General features: G+C 44.1%; 21 protein-coding genes and 1 other annotated feature. Of the genes, 3 read left to right on the top strand and 18 right to left on the bottom strand.

The genetic code is table 11. The features are described from left to right. Positions 1-118 precede the first annotated feature (118 nt). The 8 genes from EDD74_RS07760 to EDD74_RS07725 all read right to left on the bottom strand — a co-directional run bounded on the left by EDD74_RS07760 (position 119) and on the right by EDD74_RS07725 (position 6851). Positions 119-1042 (bottom strand): dipeptidase, encoded by a 924-nt coding sequence (locus EDD74_RS07760; protein WP_116441441.1) that lies wholly within the window; start codon positions 1040-1042, stop codon positions 119-121. A gap of 95 nt (positions 1043-1137) precedes the next feature. Next, a complete protein-coding gene (locus EDD74_RS07755) occupies positions 1138-2193 on the bottom strand; it encodes a sulfate/molybdate ABC transporter ATP-binding protein (protein ID WP_116441442.1) in 1056 nt (351 codons plus the stop codon). A 1-nt stretch (position 2194) separates the two neighbouring features. Further along, positions 2195-2899 (bottom strand): molybdate ABC transporter permease subunit, encoded by a 705-nt coding sequence (gene modB / locus EDD74_RS07750; RefSeq protein WP_016441033.1) that lies wholly within the window; start codon positions 2897-2899, stop codon positions 2195-2197. A 29-nt stretch (positions 2900-2928) separates the two neighbouring features. Next, the gene (gene modA, locus EDD74_RS07745) at positions 2929-3879 is read right to left on the bottom strand and encodes a molybdate ABC transporter substrate-binding protein (RefSeq protein WP_116441443.1); all 951 of its coding nucleotides are present in this window, start codon (positions 3877-3879) and stop codon (positions 2929-2931) included. Then, a complete protein-coding gene (locus EDD74_RS07740; RefSeq protein ID WP_008976719.1) occupies positions 3870-4334 on the bottom strand; it encodes an MOSC domain-containing protein in 465 nt (154 codons plus the stop codon). The genes modA and EDD74_RS07740 overlap by 10 nt, the downstream gene beginning before the upstream one ends. A gap of 1 nt (position 4335) precedes the next feature. Continuing rightward, positions 4336-5334, bottom strand: a complete 999-nt coding sequence (moaA, locus tag EDD74_RS07735; RefSeq protein ID WP_116441444.1) for a GTP 3',8-cyclase MoaA — start codon at positions 5332-5334, stop codon at positions 4336-4338. Beyond that, positions 5335-5823 carry a cyclic pyranopterin monophosphate synthase MoaC gene (gene moaC / locus EDD74_RS07730; RefSeq protein WP_009263115.1) on the bottom strand — a complete coding sequence of 163 codons (489 nt, stop codon included), beginning with the start codon at positions 5821-5823 and terminating at the stop codon, positions 5335-5337. Next, positions 5823-6851, bottom strand: a complete 1029-nt coding sequence (locus EDD74_RS07725) for a molybdopterin-binding protein (RefSeq protein ID WP_116441445.1) — start codon at positions 6849-6851, stop codon at positions 5823-5825. The genes moaC and EDD74_RS07725 overlap by 1 nt, the downstream gene beginning before the upstream one ends. 91 nt (positions 6852-6942) lie before the next feature. Between EDD74_RS07725 and EDD74_RS07720 the strand changes: the two genes are divergently transcribed. Next, on the top strand, positions 6943-7881 hold the full coding sequence (locus tag EDD74_RS07720; RefSeq protein WP_116441446.1) for an NTP transferase domain-containing protein: 939 nt from the start codon (positions 6943-6945) through the stop codon (positions 7879-7881). A gap of 120 nt (positions 7882-8001) precedes the next feature. Continuing rightward, positions 8002-9024 carry an XdhC family protein gene (locus EDD74_RS07715; RefSeq protein WP_116441447.1) on the top strand — a complete coding sequence of 341 codons (1023 nt, stop codon included), beginning with the start codon at positions 8002-8004 and terminating at the stop codon, positions 9022-9024. 47 nt (positions 9025-9071) lie between these two features. Here the strand turns inward: EDD74_RS07715 and EDD74_RS07710 are convergent, their stop codons facing one another. Then, on the bottom strand, positions 9072-10136 hold the full coding sequence (locus EDD74_RS07710) for a branched-chain amino acid aminotransferase (RefSeq protein WP_116441448.1): 1065 nt from the start codon (positions 10134-10136) through the stop codon (positions 9072-9074). 405 nt (positions 10137-10541) lie between these two features. Between EDD74_RS07710 and EDD74_RS07705 the strand changes: the two genes are divergently transcribed. Continuing rightward, on the top strand, positions 10542-12275 hold the full coding sequence (locus EDD74_RS07705; protein ID WP_116441449.1) for a carbon starvation CstA family protein: 1734 nt from the start codon (positions 10542-10544) through the stop codon (positions 12273-12275). Positions 12276-12394: 119 nt separating this feature from the next. Here EDD74_RS07705 and EDD74_RS07700 read toward each other — a convergent pair whose 3' ends face one another. The 9 genes from EDD74_RS07700 to EDD74_RS07660 all read right to left on the bottom strand — a co-directional run bounded on the left by EDD74_RS07700 (position 12395) and on the right by EDD74_RS07660 (position 19164). Next, positions 12395-14944 (bottom strand): transglutaminase-like domain-containing protein, encoded by a 2550-nt coding sequence (locus EDD74_RS07700; protein ID WP_116441599.1) that lies wholly within the window; start codon positions 14942-14944, stop codon positions 12395-12397. A gap of 204 nt (positions 14945-15148) precedes the next feature. Further along, the gene (gene rplL / locus EDD74_RS07695; RefSeq protein ID WP_009245166.1) at positions 15149-15526 is read right to left on the bottom strand and encodes a 50S ribosomal protein L7/L12; all 378 of its coding nucleotides are present in this window, start codon (positions 15524-15526) and stop codon (positions 15149-15151) included. 52 nt (positions 15527-15578) lie between these two features. Next, complete coding sequence (gene rplJ / locus EDD74_RS07690) at positions 15579-16112, bottom strand: 50S ribosomal protein L10 (protein WP_008976730.1); 534 nt, start codon at positions 16110-16112, stop codon at positions 15579-15581. A 28-nt stretch (positions 16113-16140) separates the two neighbouring features. Then, positions 16141-16276: a sequence feature (ribosomal protein L10 leader region), on the bottom strand. Between the two features lie 35 nt (positions 16277-16311). Then, entirely contained in the window at positions 16312-17004 is a 693-nt protein-coding gene (gene rplA, locus EDD74_RS07685; RefSeq protein ID WP_008976731.1) for a 50S ribosomal protein L1, read from the bottom strand. Positions 17005-17069: 65 nt separating this feature from the next. Next, positions 17070-17495 carry a 50S ribosomal protein L11 gene (gene rplK / locus EDD74_RS07680; protein ID WP_008976732.1) on the bottom strand — a complete coding sequence of 142 codons (426 nt, stop codon included), beginning with the start codon at positions 17493-17495 and terminating at the stop codon, positions 17070-17072. A gap of 96 nt (positions 17496-17591) precedes the next feature. Next, complete coding sequence (gene nusG, locus EDD74_RS07675) at positions 17592-18107, bottom strand: transcription termination/antitermination protein NusG (protein WP_008976733.1); 516 nt, start codon at positions 18105-18107, stop codon at positions 17592-17594. A gap of 42 nt (positions 18108-18149) precedes the next feature. Beyond that, positions 18150-18371: a preprotein translocase subunit SecE gene (gene secE / locus EDD74_RS07670; protein ID WP_008976734.1), complete on the bottom strand. Its 222-nt coding sequence runs from the start codon at positions 18369-18371 to the stop codon at positions 18150-18152. A 22-nt stretch (positions 18372-18393) separates the two neighbouring features. Beyond that, on the bottom strand, positions 18394-18543 hold the full coding sequence (gene rpmG, locus EDD74_RS07665; protein ID WP_008976735.1) for a 50S ribosomal protein L33: 150 nt from the start codon (positions 18541-18543) through the stop codon (positions 18394-18396). Between the two features lie 141 nt (positions 18544-18684). Beyond that, positions 18685-19164 carry a hypothetical protein gene (locus EDD74_RS07660; RefSeq protein WP_008976736.1) on the bottom strand — a complete coding sequence of 160 codons (480 nt, stop codon included), beginning with the start codon at positions 19162-19164 and terminating at the stop codon, positions 18685-18687. Position 19165 lies beyond the last annotated feature (1 nt).

Raw genomic sequence — 19165 nt, 5'->3', positions numbered from 1 at the left:
TACGGGCATTATTATCCACAATAGCGCATTTTTAACTGTATCATGAAAACTTTCTGTTGTCAAGTGTTTTTTTCAGCAATTTAAAAAGGGCAGGACTTTTCCTCCCCTGCACATCCCCCTATACATTTTCTCTGAAAAATCGCTCTGCATTTTCAAAAAAGATTTTATCTACTACCGCTTCTTTGATCCCTCTTTTTAACATCTTCTCTGCAAGTTCTGCATATTTCACAGGCGTATTTAACGACAAATGGATATCTGCTCCATCAAAATCACTTCCACATGCGATCACATTTTCTCCACCTAACTCCAACATGCGGTCAATATGCCGATACACGTCCTCCTCTTTCCCCTCTCCTGTATCACTTAAAAACGGTTGATGAAGATTGATCCCTACCAATCCTCCTCGCATAACCATTTCACAAAACTGTTCTTCTTTCAAGTTTCTCGGATGCGAACAGATTGACCGTAAATTCGAGTGAGTTGCAACAAACGGACGCGCAGCCACTTCACAGACTTCATCAAATCCTCGATCATTTAAATGAGAGACATCTACAATCATTCTCCTCTCTTCCATCTTTCTGATCACTTCTTTTCCAAACGGCGTAAGCCCTTCCCCGGTATCATGTCCTGACCCAAGCTCATTTTTTCCATTCCAGACAAGCGTCATGATTTTTACGCCGCTCTCCGCCAGATCATCTATACGTTCTATCCTTCCTCCAAGCGCCGCACCACTTTCTACCGCCAAAATTACCGCGCACTTTCCTTGCCCGGTAATCCGTCTGATATCTGCTCCACAGTTGATTTTTTCCACAACTTCTGCCTGTCTCTGCAAAAGCTGATCCAAATATTCTTTGTACTTGAGAAAATATGCAAATGCCTCCTCTCCTCGGACTTGATCCGGAATAAAAATCGCCATCGTTTGGCAAAAGCACCTGAACTTTTCCAGCTCACATAATGAGAACTGTGTTTCCGAACAGAAAAAATCTGCCTTTTTCTCTCCCAGGGTAACAAGCGTATCACAATGCAAGTCAAATAATTTCATATTTCTTTCTCCTATTTTCAAAACTTCTTTCCATATGCTTCTTTCTGCTATCATACGCTTTTTCTAGCATATTTTCTACTCTTTCCGGAAACTTCCTACTCTCTCTCCAAAAACAATATATGCTCTCTCCTCAGATGCAGCCTCTTCGGCACACCTTTTTCACCAACATCCCAGAGTTTCTTGGAAACTTTCCACACAACTGGAGTTTTTGCACGTTCCGATGTAAAAAACTGTACATGATACTCAAATAAATCCTCTTTCACTTCCGATTTGTAAACCGGAAATACAAGTTCGCCGTCTGACTCTGTACGCTCTGTTGTAAATTCATGCGCCCGAATCCCGATTGCCTGTGCACCGCCTACGTTTCCCATTCCAGCAGGAATCACCATATCCCATCCCGGCACATACAGGTGTTTCCCGTCTTTCCATACAATCTCTTCAATATTTTTACATCCGGTCAGCTTCGCCGCAGCTACTTTCTGCGGATGCTCAAACAACTCTTTGACCGTTTTTTGGATAACAGCTTTTCCGCCATCCATCACCAGCACTTCTTCACTAAAACGATAAATTTCATCCCGACTGTGCGAAACTAAAATAACAGTGCCCGGATAATCTTGAAGCAGTTCCAGGCATTCTCTCTGTGTCTGTTCCTTCAAATAACTGTCCAATGCAGAAAAAGGCTCATCCAACAGAATCATATCCGGCTCATAAATCATGATCCTCGCAAGCGCCGTCCGCTGCTGCTGGCCTCCTGACAACTGCCCCGGAAGTTTCTTTTCCAGTCCCTGCAAGGAAAATCGTTCAATCATGTCCCGCACTTTTTTTTCTTTTTCCTTTTTTCCACAACGAAGTGCAATCCCAATATTCTTTTCCACAGTCATCGTTGGGAAAAGTGCATAATTCTGAAACAAGTAACCGACATTTCGCTCCTGCGGCGGCATCCATATTTTTTTTGCAGAATCAAAAAAGACCTTCCCCGCGGATTCTATCTTCCCGGTTTCAGGTCTTTCAATCCCCGCAATGCTTTTTAGTGTAAGACTCTTTCCACATCCAGATGCTCCGAGGATCCCGATTCTTCTACTTTCCGACTGAAACTGCACATCCAGCTTAAAATCATCAAATTCTCTATGTATCCTTACTTCTATCGCCATACTACCACCTCTTGATATGTCTCATCCGTCTTCCAAGCACAAGATTCAACACGAAGATCATTCCAAACGCGATGACCATCACGATCCCTACCCATACACCTGCCGTCAGATAATCACCATCCTGAATGACCATCGCGATCTTCTGTGAGATCGTCCCTGTCTTTCCCGGAATATTTCCCGCCAGCATCGAAGTCGCCCCATATTCTCCGAGTGCCCGGGCAAATGCCAGTATCGTTCCCGCTGTAACTCCCGGACCTGCGGTCGGCATAACTACCGTCCAGAAAATACGAAACTCTGACATTCCAAGTGTCCGCGCCGCATGGATCAGATTGATATCGATCTGCTCAAATGCCGCCCGTGCATTCCGATACATCAGCGGGAATGCGATCACCGTCGCAGCGATCACACATCCGGCCCAGGACTGTACGACTTTGATGTCAAAATTGCCATATAGAAATGCCCCAAACGGTCGCCGCACGCTGAATATGAGCAGCAGGAAAAAACCTGCAACCGTGGGAGGAAGCACCATCGGAAGTGTCAGTATACCATCCAGAACCGCTTTTATTCTCGGCCCCGCCTGCACAGATTTTCTAGCCGCGTAGATTCCTAAAAAAAACGAGATTACTGTCGCAACCACACCGGTTTTCATAGAAATCCAAAGCGGACTCCAGTCCAGTTCTGCCATGATCCTTCTGACTTCTTCCATGTTCCCTTCCTCCTAATACGATACTCTCTCTATTCTACCTGTGTATCAAAATAATAACTTTCAAAAATCGCTTTTGCTTCGTCTGAGACGACATATTCTAAAAACTCTGCCGCCGCTTCTTTCTGTGCATCATCCGCTTCCTTATTTTCCACCTGACAGATTGGATAAATGACATTTCCCGTCAGATCATAACTGACTGTCTGAAGTACCTTTACCTGATCCTCATAGCCGTATGTATCTGAATAGTAAGTTGTCCCAACCTCACAGGAACCTTCTGTGACAGCGATCAGAACTTTGCTGACATTATCCTGCTCGCTGATTTCCACGCCTCCGAGTGCTTTTGACACTTCCTCTGTCCGAATCTTTGATACATCCTCTGTCTCCGGAAGGATCTCAAGGCTGACAAGCGCTTCTCTTGTATACTTTCCAACCGGTACACTTCCCCCGGCAAGGGCAATGCTCTTTGCCTTGTCCAGATCCTCCAGTCCGGTAACCTCGGTACCGCTGTCCTTTCTTGTAAGAAGGACAACCTGATTGTTCACTACATTTTTTCTTGTCCCATCCACAATCAGCCCGTCTGCCTCAAGCTGATCCATTTGCTTTTGCGCTGCGGAGAAAAAGATATCGCATTCGTATCCTTCTTCAATCTGTGTGAGAAGTGTCCCCGAACTATCCGCATTGTAAGTGATCTTCACTTCCGGATGCTCTTTCTCATAATGTTGGGCTAGTTCTGTCATGACCGTATTCAGGCTGGCCGCGATAAACACCTGAATCTCCGTCTCTTCTTTCTTATCGGAATCCGTTTTTTCTTTTTTCTGCTCTTCTTTTACTTGAGCCTGTTCTGCTGCTTTCTCATTCTTTTCGGCACAGCCCGTCATTCCAACTGCAGCTCCGACCAACAGACACCCTGCAAGTACTCCAGCGCCCGCCCGTCTTACTTTTTCCCTTTTACTTCTTGTAAAAATCTCTCTTAAACACATAGGGGCTGCCTTCCTTTCTCTTGCTGCTCCAACAATCTAATCTCATCTCCGACTTTAATATGTCCTCCGTGTATTACCTGTGCAAACACACCTTCTCTTGGCATGATACAGTCTCCCATTTTCTGAAAGATCTGGCAATGACTGTGGCATTCTTTCCCAATCTGTGTCATTTCCAAGATCACTTCGCCAATCTGGAAGCGCGAACCAACCGGAAGATTTTTAAAATCGTACCCTTCCGCGATAATATTTTCTCCGAATGCGCCAAATTCCACATCCGCCCCCCGCTCACGAAATTCCTGAATGCGCTCCAACGAAAGCAGACTGATCTGACGGTGCCATTTTCCCCCGTGTGCATCGCCAACAATCCCCCAGTCTACTTCAATATCTGCTTCCTGCACTTCGCTTTTTTGAATTCCTCTGACATCGCTGGTACAGATTCCTCTGATGATTCCCATATTATCCTCCTATCCGGGACATTTCCCGCTTTTCTGTGATTTCCTCTTTCTTTTCAAAACAATGTGCTTCCGGTTTCTCTGAAATTGCCTGTACAAGCAGCCGCCTCACTTCCTCCGGCTGATGGTTTCTGACCGCTTCTTTTATTGAAATCCCGGTATCATAACACAGGCATGGCTTTATGAAGCCTTCCGCTGTCATCCGTATCCGATTGCAGCTGTCACAGAATTTTCCGTGCAATGCGCTAATAAATCCAACACTTCCCTGAAATCCTGGTATCTGGTAGTATACTGCCGGTCCATTGCCATGCCCAGAAAATGCTCCTCGCCCACCGCTCTGCTGCTTCTTTGCTTCTTCTGTCATTTCGCCATATTTTCCACGGATCTTTTCCAACAACTCCTGATTGGAGACAGATGCCTTCCTGCTGCCGTGCCCAATCGGCATCATCTCAATAAACCGTACATCGATCGGTGTTTCCTTTGCAATCTGGAGTAACGCTTCCCATTCTCCCTCATTGACGCCCTTTTGAAGTACCGTGTTGATCTTGACTTTCAGTCCAAGCATATGTGCGGTACGGATTCCTTCCAACACATCCTTTAGCCTGTCATATCCGGTGATCTCCGCAAATTTTTCTGCGCACAGCGTATCCAGACTTACATTGACGCCGTCAATCCCCACCTCTTTTAATTCTTTCGCATACGCTGCAAGGAGAATCCCATTTGTCGTCAACGTCACCTGCTCTGTGTACGGCAGTGCTTTCAGCATACGGATCAGTTCCATACAACCTTTCCTCACAAGTGGTTCCCCTCCGGTCACCTTGAATTTTGTAATTCCAAGTTCCGAGGCAATCCGGCAGACTTCTGCAATCTCTTCCAGTGTAAGGATCTGCTCCATCGGAATGCTTTTAATCCCATCCGGCATGCAGTAGCGACATCTCAGATTGCATCGGTCCGTGATGGAAATCCGCATATAATCAATGACTCTTCCATACGAATCTTTCACCTATTCGTCCTCGCTTTCCAAAATAAGTGTCCCACTCTTGCCCCCGGTCTTTCTGCACAGCCGGATATCGGAAATACGCATTGCCTTATCCACCGCCTTACACATATCATAGATTGTAAGCAGCGCGATATTAACTCCCGTCAGCGCCTCCATCTCCACGCCGGTTTTACCGACCGTCTTTGCCGTGCACGCCGCCTCGATCGCGCAGCTTTCCTCCAGATATGTGAATGTGATCTCCGCTTTAGAAAGATTTAAAATATGGCAGAGCGGAATCAGCTCCGATGTCTTTTTGGCTCCCATGATCCCGGCAATCCTTGCCACACCGAGGACATCGCCCTTCTTCATTTCTCCTGCTTTGACAAGCGCAAAACATTCCGGACTCATATAGATCTTTCCTTTCGCTGTCGCTTCGCGCTGTGTTTCCTGCTTCTCGCTGACATCAACCATCACAGCATGGCCACTCGCATCAAAATGTGTAAATCCGCTCATTAATATCCTCCTTTTCCGAATCCGCAGTTTGGAAATGTACAGACCGGGCAGGACAGACAGAGCCCGCCTTCTCCAAGTGCGTAAAATTCTTCTGCCTTGATCTTCTCTCCTGCCAGAAGCCTCGGAAGCACCAGATCAAAGATGGTCCGTTTCGCATACATCACGCAGCCCGGCAATCCGACAACCGGTCTTTCTCCCTCATAGTAGGCGAGAAGAAACATCGCTCCCGGCAGCACCGGCGCTCCGTAAGTGACGATCTCTGCGCCTGTGTTTTTAATCGCAAGCGGCGTGCGGTCATCCGGATCGACGCTCATCCCCCCAGTACAGATGACCATATCCATCCCGGCATCCAGCATCGCCCGGATCACAGCTGTGATCTGTTCATGGTCATCGCTGCAGATTTCATGCATTGCGACCTCCATGCCATATTCTGCCAGCTTCTCCTTGATCACCGGCGAAAATTTATCCTGGATCCTCCTCTTGTAGACTTCACTTCCAGTCGTCACAAGCCCGATCTTCTTCTGCACATACGGAAGAATGGAAAAAATCGGTCCGCCTTCTGTCACTTGTTTTGCCCGCTCCATCTTTTCCTTCTCGATCACAAGCGGAATGATCCTTGTCCCCGCAATCTTCTCCCCGGCCTTAACCGGAAAATCTCCATGTCTTGCAGCAATCATCATCTGCCCAAGACTGTTGACTGCAAGAAGCTTCTCTCTGTCAATCTTCAGCACGCCGTCACAGTCTGCAATCAGTTCAATCTTCCCTTCTTTTACCTCTGAGCCGTGCATCGCTTCCCCTCTGCAAATCTCGTATAAAACCTCCGCCGCCTCATTTTCATGAAGCATCGTGTCATCATTTTCCCACACATAAATATGTTCTTTTCCGACACTTAACAGTACGGGGATATCTTCCTCTTTGATCACATGCCCCTTTCGGAACACGGCATCTTTTACGACACCCGGAATGATCTGTGTGATATCATGGCACAAAATCTGTCCGACTGCCTCTTCTGTTTTACATAATTTCAATTTTCTCACTCCGTTCGTTATGTTTTTATTTACATATCGAAATACATCATATATAATTTTCTTAGAAATTACAAGGAGTTTTTGAAACTTTATGAAAACAGGTGCGATTATTTTAGCGGCAAAGAGAGGGAAGCAGGACAGCACTTTCCTTCCACTTTTGGAACTGGATCACGTCTCTGTCATCCGCCGCGTGATCCTGGCTCTAAAACGGGCAGGAATTTCCCCAATCACCGTGATCACCGGAGAAGAAGCCGACCAGGTGGAAAAAGAAATATCCGGGCTGCAGACAATCTGTCTGTACAGTCCTCAGTATGAAACACTCTCCATGTTTGACCAAATCTGTACCGGGCTTGACTACATGGAGGATCTCTGCGACAGCATATTTATCCTCCCTGCCAAATATCCGATCCTTCTGTCACAGACTTTGGAGATCATGCTGTCTGAGGATGCCCCCTGTGTCCGCCCAGTCTTTGAAGGTCACCGGGGACACCCGATCCTGCTCCGGAAAGAATTATTTTCAGAAATACTGACATACACCGGGGAAAACGGACTGCGCGGTGCGCTGCGTCAGCCGTCCGTCGCCGCCCGCACAGCAGAAGTTTCCGTCAGCGATTCCGGTATCATTTTATCCGCAGACACTGTAGATTCCGATACTGAACGATTCAATAAAAACGAGACACTTCCAATCTATGCCGTCGGAGAATTTCAGCTTTGCCGAGAAACCCCATTTTTCACATCCGAGACCGCCCGGTTCCTGATGCTGATCGAGCATACCGGCTCCATGCAGACTGCATGCCGACATATGCAGATTTCTTACAGCAAAGGCTGGAAGACGATCAAGTCCGTCGAAAATCATCTCGGCTTTTCCCTGCTGCACACAAAAACAGGCGGGGACAGAGGCGGTTCTTCCTCTCTCACGAAAGAAGGAAAAACATTTTTACAGAATTATCTACACGCAGAAGAACAGCTTTCCGCCTACGCCTCAGAGCTGTTTCAAGAAATTTTTATCGAAAAAAAGATCAACTCTTAAAAACTTAAATCGGAGAAAAAGATTAAATCTTAAAAGCCGAGATTCGAGAGAAAGATTACATCTTAAAAATTTAGATTGGAGAAGAAGATTCCCTCTTAATAACTTAGATTGGAGAAGCTTATGAAAACTATGAAAGAACTTTTTGAAATCCTTTTAGAAAACGGAAAATCGGGAAATGATTGTATGATCGTGACTGTGACAAAAAGCTCCGGCTCTGCCCCCCGCGGCGCCGGCTCCCGCATGATCGTCCTCGCTGACGGAATGTCCCACGGAACGATCGGCGGCGGCTCCATTGAATACGAAGCAACGAAACAAGCGATTCTTGGAATCCGGCAGCAGACTTCTTTTTTAAAAAGCTTTGTCTTAAGACCAAATGATGCTGCCGATCTCGGAATGGTATGCGGCGGTCAGGTCACTGCCTATTTTCAGTATGTCTCCCATGAGAATACCGTCTTTCTAGATCAGTGCCATTCACTGCTCGCCAACTGGGATCGGGCAAAACAACTCTGGCTCCTCCTCGATCTGACGGAAGAATCCAACTGGACCTTCCAGTATATGACCGATGCCACAGACGCCTCACTGCACAATTTAGCAGATTCTGGATATGCATTTCCAGAAGAGCCGTCCGAATACAGTATTGACGGCCGACATTATTATATCGAGCCACTTGTCAAATCCGGGACTGTCTATGTCTTCGGAGGCGGTCATGTGGCGCAGGAACTTGTTCCGGTACTGACACATTTGGATTTTCGCTGTGTCGTCTTCGATGACCGAAAAGAATTTGCCAACCCAGAGCTATTCCCTTCTGCCTGCCGCTGCATCACCGGAAACTTTGAACAGCTGTCAGAGCTGATTGATTTTCATCCGGAAGACTATGTCTGCATTATGACACGCGGACATCTCTGTGACTACATTGTCCAAAAACAAGTGATGCAGACCCCCGTCTCCTACATCGGCGTCATGGGAAGCCGACGAAAACGCGAGACACTCCGCGAAAAACTTTTGGCAGATGGATTCACCGAGGAAGAGATCGATCGCTGCAAGTCCCCGATCGGTCTGTCCATCAATGCCGAAACCCCTGCCGAAATCGCAATCAGCATTGCCGGAGAATTGATCGCAAAACGCGCAGGCAAGCCACTTTAATATTCCACTCTAAAATACATTTATTACAAAATCAATACGAACTAAATCTAATTCACTTCATACGTCCAGTGGAAGGAATCTTCGAGTTTTCCCCACTGGATACCAGTCAATGTATCATATAATCTCTGTGTGATTTCTCCTGTTTGAAAATCATTGATGATGATGCTTTCCCCTTTATAACTCAATTCGCCAATCGGAGAGATTACCGCCGCTGTACCGGTTCCAAAGGCTTCCTGTAAAGTCTTATTTCTTCCTGCTTCCATTAATTCATCAATCGCTAACGGACGTTCTTCTACTACATAGCCCCACGATTTTAATAATTGAATTACAGAGTCACGGGTTACTCCCGGCAAAACAGTTCCATCACACGGTGCAGTGATGATTTTTCGGTCAATGATAAACATTGCATTCATCGTCCCTACTTCTTCTACATATTTTCTTTCTACCCCGTCCAGCCACAGCACTTGCGTATAACCTAACTTTTCCGCTTTCACCTGAGCCGCGATACTTGCGGCATAATTCCCTCCACACTTCGCAAATCCTGTACCGCCTTTCGTAGCTCGCACATATTCATCTTCTACATAGATTTTAACCGGATTTACTCCCTCCGGATAATATGCTCCAACAGGAGAAAGAACAATCATAAATTTATACGCATTGCTCGGATGTACTCCCACTGCGCTTTCCGTTGCAAACATGAATGGACGAATGTACAAAGAGGTTCCTTCTATCGTTGGAATCCACTCTTTTTCACGGGAAACCAAAGTAGCAATTGCATCCACAAACATTTCTTCCGGCAATACTTCCATACAAAGACGACGATTAGAATTTGCAAATCTTTTTGCATTCATGTCTGGGCGGAATAAAAGAACCTTTCCTTCTTTTGTCTTATATGCTTTTAAACCTTCAAAAGTTTCCTGTGCATAATGCAAAACCATGGAAGCCGGATCTAATTGAATTGATCCATAAGGCTCAATTACTGCATTGTGCCATCCTTTTTCTTTCGTCCAGTCCATAGTAAACATGTAATCTGTAAAATAGTTTCCAAAACCTAAAGCATTCTCATCCGGCTTTTCTTTTAATTGTTCTGTAGGTATAAATTTCACTTCCATTGTAACTCCTCCTAAAATTATTTAGTTATCAGATTACACCTTTTTCATCTTTTTTGTCAATAACTGTTTGACTTTTTCATCTTTAACATTGATATGTAGTTTAATTTTATTTTATTTTTAAAAATAATTGACACCTTAGTGCTTTTACTGTAATATATACACAACACATGAATACAAATGCAATATCAAGATAACTCTTTTTGCTTTTTCTTCACAAAAAGCTTTCAGTACTGGGACAAAATAAGAAATAAGCAAAAGTTAAACTGCATTTTTATGCAATCTAAGTAGTACTACAAAACAAATCTGTGATTTCGTCTTCGTTTCCTTCCCTTGGGAGTCTAGACGAAGTTTTTTATTTTTATATTCATGCTGTTATCAAAAAGGAAAATGTAAAGGAGGAACTGTATGAATGGATTATTATTATTAGGAATTACGGTCATTGTATTAATCGGAGCTTATCTGCTGTATGGTCGCTACTTAGTAAAAGAATGGGGAATTGATGTAACTGCAAAAACACCCGCAGTAAAAAAAGAGGATGGGGTTGACTATGTCCCTAGCAATAAATGGGAGGTCTTTGCCCATCAGTTTTCTTCTATCGCCGGCGCCGGACCTGTCACCGGTCCTGTAATGGCAATGATGTTTGGCTGGCTGCCTGCATTCTTATGGATTATAGTCGGAGGTATTTTCTTTGGAGCCGTTCAGGATTTTGCCTCTCTTTATACTTCTGTAAAATCAGACGGAAAATCCATCGGTCAGATTATTGAAGTGTATATCGGAAAAACCGGAAGAAAGTTATTTTTCTTATTCTGCTGGTTATTTACATTATTAGTCATTGCAGCTTTTGCAGATATGGTTGCAGGAACTTTTCATGGTTTTAGCGCTGACGGCTCCAAATTGCAACCAAATGCTGCGGCTGCTTCTATTTCTATTCTCTATGTTTTTGTGGCGATTGCATTTGGATTATTTTTACGCAAAACGAAAATCGATGGCTGGAAACAAGCCATTTTAGGAATCATACTAATTGTCGCTATGCTTGCAACAGGAATTGCTTTTCCTGTTTATCTCCAAAAACAAAGCTGGTTATATTTAGTGTTTGTTTATATTTTCTTCGCAAGTGTCACTCCTATGTGGCTCTTAAAACAGCCGCGTGACTATTTGACTACCTTCTTATTTGTAGGAATGATCATTGCAGCTGTCATCGGAGTTGTGATTTCAAATCCTACGATCTCAACACCGGTCTTCACCGGTTTTGTCTCTGAGAGTGGAAGCTATTTATTCCCGACACTGTTTGTCACCATTGCCTGCGGTGCAGTAAGCGGATTCCATTCTTTAGTATCAAGCGAGACGAGCAGCAAACAGATTCGAAATGAAAAAGACATGCTGCAAGTGGGCTACGGCAGTATGCTTTTGGAATCTCTGTTAGCTGTATTAGTAATTGTAATTGTAGGCTCTTTGACAAATTTAGCAGACACCGGTGTATTAAATAATGATCTGGCCGCTATGGCATTGGCAGACACCGCTACTCCTTTTACGAAATTCTCCGTAGGAGTAACGGGATTGATCAGTAAGCTTGGAATGCCTCAAGAATGGGGATTATGCATCATGACTATGTTCGTTTCTGCTTTGGCTTTAACTTCCTTAGATGCTGTTGCACGTATCGGAAGACTCTCTTTTCAGGAATTATTTGAAATCGAAGAAGGCAAAGCCGTTTCACCGGCTGTAAAAGTTCTGACAAACAAATACTTTGCAACAATCATCACACTGGCCGGCGGATATCTGTTAAGCTTAGGTGGATATAATAACATCTGGCCACTGTTTGGTTCTGCAAATCAATTATTAGCCGCTATGGTATTGATTTCTTTATCTGTGTTCTTAAAAGTAACAGGCAGAAAGGGATTCATGTTATACGCACCAATGACAATGATGTTAGTTGTGACCATGACATCCTTAGGAATGAGCGTGTACGCCATCTGTAAGAAATTATTCGTAACCGGAGGATTTGCCTTCTTAACAGATGGATTACAATTATTCTTTGCCCTTTTGCTCATGGGTCTCGGCTTGCTGATCGCATTCTCTTCCGGCAAAAAACTTGTGAAACGCAATCCTCAACCGAACCGAGCTTCACTTGTCCGGGAATAAAAATCTTCTGTTGTAAAAAAGCAGGGTTTGTCACTTTGAGACAACTCCTGCTTTTTTCAACCGATTGAACTTCCCACATATGGAAATCCACAAGTCACATTTCCTTTTTCTATCTATCCTTACCTATTTAAAATTTTCAGAATCATATCTGCGCTTCCCACATTATACCCTGCAACACTATAGATTCCTCTCATTTCCTGATCAACAATGACGATCAATGGCAGTTTACCGGGCTCCAGATACATCCTTCTTGCCAGCACATCCATATCTGCTCCAAAATCATCAACAAAGAACTGGGCATGCTCCAGCTCTGCGAGTGTCTTTGCAAGCGTCGGATCCTTTTTTACTTCCATATCCCGAACTACAAAATACAGATTCGCAGGCAGTTGATTATATGCCTCACTCCTCTGTCGAATCTCATTTAAAATATGCTCGGTCGGCTCTTTTCCTTCTTCCAGCCAGAGGAAGAGCCCTTTCTTTTCTTTTACCAGTTCCGAAAGATAACATGGCGTTCCGTCTTCTTTCTGCACTGTAAAGTCTGTGATCGCATTCTCTTCCAGCATGTCTTTGACATCTGCCTCCTTCTGTTCGAGAACAATATGCCGTTTTTCCCCTTCTTTCAATACAAACACAAACTGTTTGGCAAACACATTTCCATTTGGCAAACGGTTCGCTGTGAGAATCTTATACTGTCCCGGGAACAGAGGGATCTCCCCATAGACCGGAAGCCCGTTCTCATCACTCAGCCGCAATGTCTGATATTTCGTTCCATCAAATTTCGCGATCGTCCAGTTCTGATAGTATGTCCATGTCTTTCCTTCCTGCTGCTCGACAACAATCCCTGCTGTCCGCACTTCCGACTGTCCTTCATACTCTTCCAATGCCACAAATGCACCATCTTTCCACACTTCCAGTATCCGATCAGATGGATTCAGACGGGCAGGGATTCCAAGTGTTCTTAATATCTGCACACTTACTACCCGTTTGGTCAGTGCACTTCCATATCCGGTGGTGAGTGCGCCCTGTGCAGAAGTGATCAGATTTCCATACTCTAACTGCTCATCGGACTTCAGATGTGCACAGACAAATTCCCACACATACTTTGGCTCCTCCGCCATCTTCTGCCTCTCTTCCTCCGAGAGCCATGACAGCAGAAACCTTCGGAATGGACGAATCATCTCATTATCCACGCGCGGACATAAGATATACGGTACAAATAACTCTTTGTCCCATTTTCCCGCAAAGACTGCCGCCTGCCTGCAATGTTCTTCTAAACTATCTGCGGTAATATCCAGATAATCTTTTTCCCGAAGACTATTTAACAGCTCCATCTTGAGTGCAGGTTCCATCTCCTTTTCAAGAAATTTTGCAATCTCCCTCTGATTTCCACACGCAAACTTCATAATCTCCACTGCACGCGCCCGAAACCGTTCCGGCATACATTCGGCTGCCTTTACCGCCACCTCTTCATCATAAAAAGCCGCTTCCTTTGCCATGCGTTTTTTGGTCGCTTTTCTGCTTTTTTCTCTTCCAAACAAAATTTCTTCTTCCGACTGCACGCAACGATTGACCGGAGAATCTTTCGGAGCGGTCACGATCATCTCCGTCCATACATCTAGCTGACAGTCTGTCTGCCCCAGTCTCAGTATACAGCTGTGCTGCTTTGCCACATCTACGAGTTGTTCCGCATAGGCTCCATCCTTGTATGCAGTCACCTGCAAAGTGCCAAATCCAGTCTCCAACACTTTCTTTCCCTTTGCATCTGTACGGGCACAGGCAATTTCTCCAAACTCTGCATAGTTCAACACTTCAAAGCGGATCTCTGCTCCCGAAGCCGGAGTATCATCAGCATTGAGCACCGTCACTTCCACATTGGTCGTTTTTGCATACGTTTTCAACTGATTAGCCACAAGAGCCATACCTGTTCGTCCGACCAGCTCTTCCTTCGGTCTGACCGGGAGCAGCCAGCGGGAATGTACCATCATTGCCCGGGAGGATGCATTCGTGAACCACCCCTTATTCAGAACTTCCTCCGGCTCACACGCTCCCAGAAACTTCCACATGCCATCGCTCCAGACTTCCACCCACGCATGATTATCATCACAGTGAGACCAAAGCGGAACATACACCTGCCTTGCCGGAATCCCGACACTTCGGAACACAGATACTGCAAAGGTGGACTCCTCCCCACATCTGCCATATGCGGAACGGTACACGCACTCTGCACTTGCAGTTCTGTCATCTGTCGTGCGATACGTCGCCTCCTCGGCACACCAGTAATTGATCTCCAAAATCGCCTTCGCCATCGAAAGCCCCTCAATCCTCTTATGCAACTTTTCATAGAAAAATGGCCGACACGGTGTCAGATCTTCATTATTTACTCGATGGTGGAGTATGTAGCCCGCAAAAATCTCCTCCGGAATCGTTCCCGCAAATGGACCTGCCTCCCATAAAAACACTCCATGCTTTGCATAAGATAAAAACAATTCCGCCTCATAATCTGCCGCATCACTGACCGGCATCGAAGCATAAAGACATTTCAGCGCCTCCGCCTCATCGTCACTGCATTTGGAAAGGGCAGTCTCCACCTCTGTTCTCCTCTCTCCAAGACGGTTCAGCTGCGCTTCAAAGCTACGCTCTATCTCTTGCATAAATTTTTGTGTAAACATATCGTTTCCCCACCTCTCTTTCAGCATCTTTCATCTGTTTTCGCCTGCTCTTTTCTCATTATAGCACCTCATTTTATGACTCAACAAGATACTTTTTTTAAAGTTTAAAGCACTTTTCCCCATATGCAAATAAGGCTGCCACCCTGCATTTTCTGCAAGGATGACAGCCTCATCTTATTTTATTGTAGTGTTTTCACAATACAATTATTTTAAGTTAACTTCAGCACCTTCTGCTTCTAATTTAGCTTTGATTTCTTCAGCTTCTGCTTTAGAAACGCCTTCTTTAACTACCTTAGGAGCTCCGTCTACTACTTCTTTAGCTTCTTTTAATCCAAGTCCTGTGATTTCACGAACAACTTTGATTACTTTAACTTTAGATGCTCCAGCAGAAACTAATTCTACGTCGAACTCATCTTTCTCTTCTGCTGCTCCAGCTCCGTCTCCAGCTGCTGCTGCAACTACAACACCTGCTGCTGCAGATACACCAAATTCTTCTTCACATGCTTTTACTAATTCGTTTAATTCTAATACTGATAATTCTTTGATCGCTTCGATCATTTCAGCTGTTGTTAATTTTGCCATTTTACTTACCTCCATAAAATTTGCTTTATTTTCGTTTTTTGATTTTTATAGATTATTCAGCTGTTACTTCAGCTGCTTCCTCTGCTGCCGCTTCTACAACTTCGCCATCTTTTTCAGCGATTTGTTTAATAACACGAGCAAAGTTTGTAATTGGTGACTGAATGCTTCCAAGGAATTTGGAAAGTAATTCGTCTCTTGAAGGAATCTTCGCTAACTCGTTTAAAGCTGCGCTGTCATAAACAGTTCCTTCTACTACACCAGCTTTTAATTCTAATGCTTTTGCGTCTTTTGCAAATTTGCAAAGAATTCTTGCCGGAGCTGTTGCATCGTCTTTAGAAATTGCGATCGCGCTTGGTCCTTCTAAGTAAGAATCAAGTTCAGCGAACTCTGTTCCCTCGAATGCTCTTCTCATCATTGTGTTCTTGCAGACTTTGTAGATTACACCAGCTTCTCTTAACTGTTTACGTAACTCAGTATCTTCTGCTACTGTTAATCCACGATAATCAACTAAAACTGCTGACTGAGCACCCTGGATGTCTTCCGCGATAGCCTGTACGATCGGTTGTTTTAACTCAACTTTTGCCATGAATGGTATACCTCCTTATAGATTTATACCGCCGATATAAAAACCTCTCTGTCAAAAGACAGAGAGGCTAGAAAATTCATATTTAGAATTTACATCTCCTCGGTAGGCGTTTTCTCCTTATGCCTTACGGCACCTACTGTCTTCGGCAGTTATTGCTCTGCTATTATAGCATCTTTATATATTTGATGTCAATAACAAATTAAACTAATTTTGCTGGGTTTACTTTTACACCAGGTCCCATTGTAGAAGTAAGAGTCACGCTCTTTAAGTACTGTCCCTTAACTGCTGCTGGTTTTGCTTTGTTGATTGCATCAATAAGCGTCTGGAAGTTGTCCGCTAATTGTTCTTCTGTGAAAGAAGCTTTTCCTAATGGCACATGGATAATGTTTGTTTTATCTAATCTGTACTCGATTTTACCGGCTTTGATATCTGCGATTGCTTTTGTAACGTCCATTGTTACTGTACCAGCCTTCGGGTTTGGCATTAAACCTTTTGGTCCAAGTACACGTCCTAAACGTCCTACAACACCCATCATGTCTGGTGTAGCAACTACAACATCAAAATCAAACCATCCTTCGTTCTGGATTCTTGGGATTAAATCCTCTGCTCCAACGTAATCTGCTCCAGCTGCTTTTGCTTCTTCTGCTTTTGCGTCTTTTGCAAATACTAAGATACGAACTTTTTTACCTGTTCCGTGTGGTAATACAACCGCACCACGGATCTGCTGGTCAGCGTGACGTCCGTCACATCCAGTTCTGATGTGTGCTTCGATTGTCTCATCGAATTTTGCTACTGCAGATTTTTTCACTAATGCTACTGCTTCTTCTTTGTCGTAGAGATTTCCTCTCTCGATCAACTTAGCAGCCTCAATATATTTTTTTCCTCTTTTCATATTAAATAACCTCCTAGTGGTAGTATCGGGAGCTAGCCCTCCCACATTAACTGTTTACAATCTTCTTATTCTTCTACTTTAACACCCATACTTCTGCAAGTTCCAGCTACCATGCTCATAGCAGCTTCGATTGTTGCAGCGTTTAAGTCTGGCATTTTTGTCTCAGCGATCTGTCTTAACTGTTCCTGAGTAATTGTAGCAACTTTGTTCTTGTTCGGTACACCTGAACCAGATTTGATGTTACATGCTTTTTTGATCAATACTGCTGCCGGTGGTGTCTTTGTTACGAAGCTGAAGCTTCTGTCATTGTAAACTGTGATCACAACAGGAATGATAAGGTCTCCCTGATCTGCTGTTCTTGCGTTGAACTGTTTTGTAAATTCAACGATGTTTACACCGTGCTGACCAAGAGCTGGACCAACCGGTGGTGCTGGTGTTGCCTTTCCTGCTGGAATCTGTAATTTAATATAACCTTGAACTTTTTTTGCCATTTTTCAGTACCTCCTTGTGGTATTCGCGGGGATTTCCCTCCCACTCGATTTGTTAAGTGATAGTCTTTGTTCCGTTCCAAAGACCATATCTTATTGTTACATCTTTTTAACTTCTGTGAAACTTAATTCGACTGGTGTTTCACGACCAAACAATTCAACATTGATTGTCAAACTCTGTTTTGCTGGGTTTACTGTCTGAACTGCTCCGACTGTTCCTTCCCATGCTCCGGCAACAACAGTGATTGTATCGCCTTCCTCAAAATCAACGACAATGCTTTCACTCTGGATTCCGAGCGGCAGCATTTCCTCTTCTGTGAGCGGAACCGGCTTAGATCCCGGTCCTACAAATCCTGTCACGCCTCGTGTATTTCTTACGACATACCATGTGTCATCATTCATAATCATGTGAATCATAACATATCCAGGGAACATCTTCTTCTGAACCGCTTTCTCGGCACCGTTCTTCAGCTCGATCACTTCCTGCATCGGAACACGGACTTCAAGAATCTGGTCCTCCAGATGTCTGTTTTCGATTGTCTTATCAATGTTGGCTTTCACCTTGTTTTCATACCCGGAATAGGTATGAACTACATACCATTTTGCCTCTGACATAAAATCACCTTTCATTATTGCTAACAGTTCACATATCCGTTCCTATTTCACCAATAAATCAATACCGTATTTTACGATAACATCGATAACTGAAATCAATGCCCCTAAAAAAACGGACACTGAAACGACTGCTGCCGTTTGTTTCGCAAGTGTTTTCTTGTCTGGCCAAATAACTTTCTTAAACTCAGATTTCATGCCTTGAAACCAGCTTGTCTTCTGAGCTTTTTTCTCGGATTTTTTCTTATCCTTAGTTTTTTCGCCCATAACATTCACTTCCTTTCAACGACTATTTCGTTTCTTTGTGTAATGTGTGTGATTTGCAGAACTTACAGTATTTTTTTGTTTCCATGCGTTCCGGATGAGATTTCTTATCCTTTGTCATGTTGTAATTACGTTGTTTACATTCTGTACATTCCAATGTGATTCTTGTGCGCACAACTTCCACCTCGCTTTTTTTAAATTGAATTCTGTGTTACATGGTAGTTTGCGAGACTACCCAAATTTAGGCATAAAAAAAAGACCTACTTCCATTCGCCAGTATAGCTTACCATGCACCCTGCGGATTTGTCAAGTTTTTTTACTTGATTTTCCGCAGGATATACTGAAGTGGTCTAAAAAAAATAAGAACTGTGATAAAATTGCCGATTCCATGCAGAATGTCAAACGGAATCCCGCTGATCCACCATGCAATTCCGGCTCCAATTCCTCCTGTCACTGCATACGGAACCGCACACAGCATGCCGAACGCCAGTCCGAAAAATCCACTCAGAACCGCCCACAGAAGCAGGCTGTTGTTCTTTCTGAATATCCGCACAAGAAGATATAAAATCGTCCACACATACAGATACATGATCCACCACACCCCGAAGCCATAGAGGATTCCCTCCAGAAGCGCAAATAGATAGATGATCACTACTGTACGTTTTTCAAATACAAGTGTATAAAGAATGATCAGAAGTGATACAAATTCGATATTCGGCAGGAAAGAAAAGGCGACCTGGACTATGACCAGAATCGCCGCAAGAAATGCGTTTCCAACAAGCTCTCTTGTTTTCATT

This window comes from Faecalimonas umbilicata, assembly GCF_004346095.1.
In the GTDB taxonomy this organism is placed as follows: domain Bacteria; phylum Bacillota; class Clostridia; order Lachnospirales; family Lachnospiraceae; genus Faecalimonas; species Faecalimonas umbilicata.
This window is presented reverse-complemented; position numbering and strand designations above follow the sequence as displayed.

Excerpts from the sequence above, each read along its gene's own strand:
- rplL (WP_009245166.1), bottom strand. The coding sequence starts at position 15,526 with ATGGCAAAATTAACAACAGCTGAAATGATCGAAGCGATCAAAGAATTA.
- secE (WP_008976734.1), bottom strand. The coding sequence starts at position 18,371 with ATGGGCGAAAAAACTAAGGATAAGAAAAAATCCGAGAAAAAAGCTCAG.
- nusG (WP_008976733.1), bottom strand. The coding sequence starts at position 18,107 with ATGTCAGAGGCAAAATGGTATGTAGTTCATACCTATTCCGGGTATGAA.
- EDD74_RS07715 (WP_116441447.1), top strand. The coding sequence starts at position 8,002 with ATGAAAACTATGAAAGAACTTTTTGAAATCCTTTTAGAAAACGGAAAA.
- EDD74_RS07700 (WP_116441599.1), bottom strand. The coding sequence starts at position 14,944 with ATGTTTACACAAAAATTTATGCAAGAGATAGAGCGTAGCTTTGAAGCG.
- EDD74_RS07705 (WP_116441449.1), top strand. The coding sequence starts at position 10,542 with ATGAATGGATTATTATTATTAGGAATTACGGTCATTGTATTAATCGGA.
- EDD74_RS07720 (WP_116441446.1), top strand. The coding sequence starts at position 6,943 with ATGAAAACAGGTGCGATTATTTTAGCGGCAAAGAGAGGGAAGCAGGAC.
- rplK (WP_008976732.1), bottom strand. The coding sequence starts at position 17,495 with ATGGCAAAAAAAGTTCAAGGTTATATTAAATTACAGATTCCAGCAGGA.
- moaC (WP_009263115.1), bottom strand. The coding sequence starts at position 5,823 with ATGAGCGGATTTACACATTTTGATGCGAGTGGCCATGCTGTGATGGTT.
- EDD74_RS07760 (WP_116441441.1), bottom strand. The coding sequence starts at position 1,042 with ATGAAATTATTTGACTTGCATTGTGATACGCTTGTTACCCTGGGAGAG.
- EDD74_RS07660 (WP_008976736.1), bottom strand. The coding sequence starts at position 19,164 with ATGAAAACAAGAGAGCTTGTTGGAAACGCATTTCTTGCGGCGATTCTG.
- EDD74_RS07710 (WP_116441448.1), bottom strand. The coding sequence starts at position 10,136 with ATGGAAGTGAAATTTATACCTACAGAACAATTAAAAGAAAAGCCGGAT.
- EDD74_RS07755 (WP_116441442.1), bottom strand. The coding sequence starts at position 2,193 with ATGGCGATAGAAGTAAGGATACATAGAGAATTTGATGATTTTAAGCTG.
- modB (WP_016441033.1), bottom strand. The coding sequence starts at position 2,899 with ATGGAAGAAGTCAGAAGGATCATGGCAGAACTGGACTGGAGTCCGCTT.
- modA (WP_116441443.1), bottom strand. The coding sequence starts at position 3,879 with ATGTGTTTAAGAGAGATTTTTACAAGAAGTAAAAGGGAAAAAGTAAGA.
- rplJ (WP_008976730.1), bottom strand. The coding sequence starts at position 16,112 with ATGGCAAAAGTTGAGTTAAAACAACCGATCGTACAGGCTATCGCGGAA.
- EDD74_RS07740 (WP_008976719.1), bottom strand. The coding sequence starts at position 4,334 with ATGGGAATCATCAGAGGAATCTGTACCAGCGATGTCAGAGGAATTCAA.
- rplA (WP_008976731.1), bottom strand. The coding sequence starts at position 17,004 with ATGAAAAGAGGAAAAAAATATATTGAGGCTGCTAAGTTGATCGAGAGA.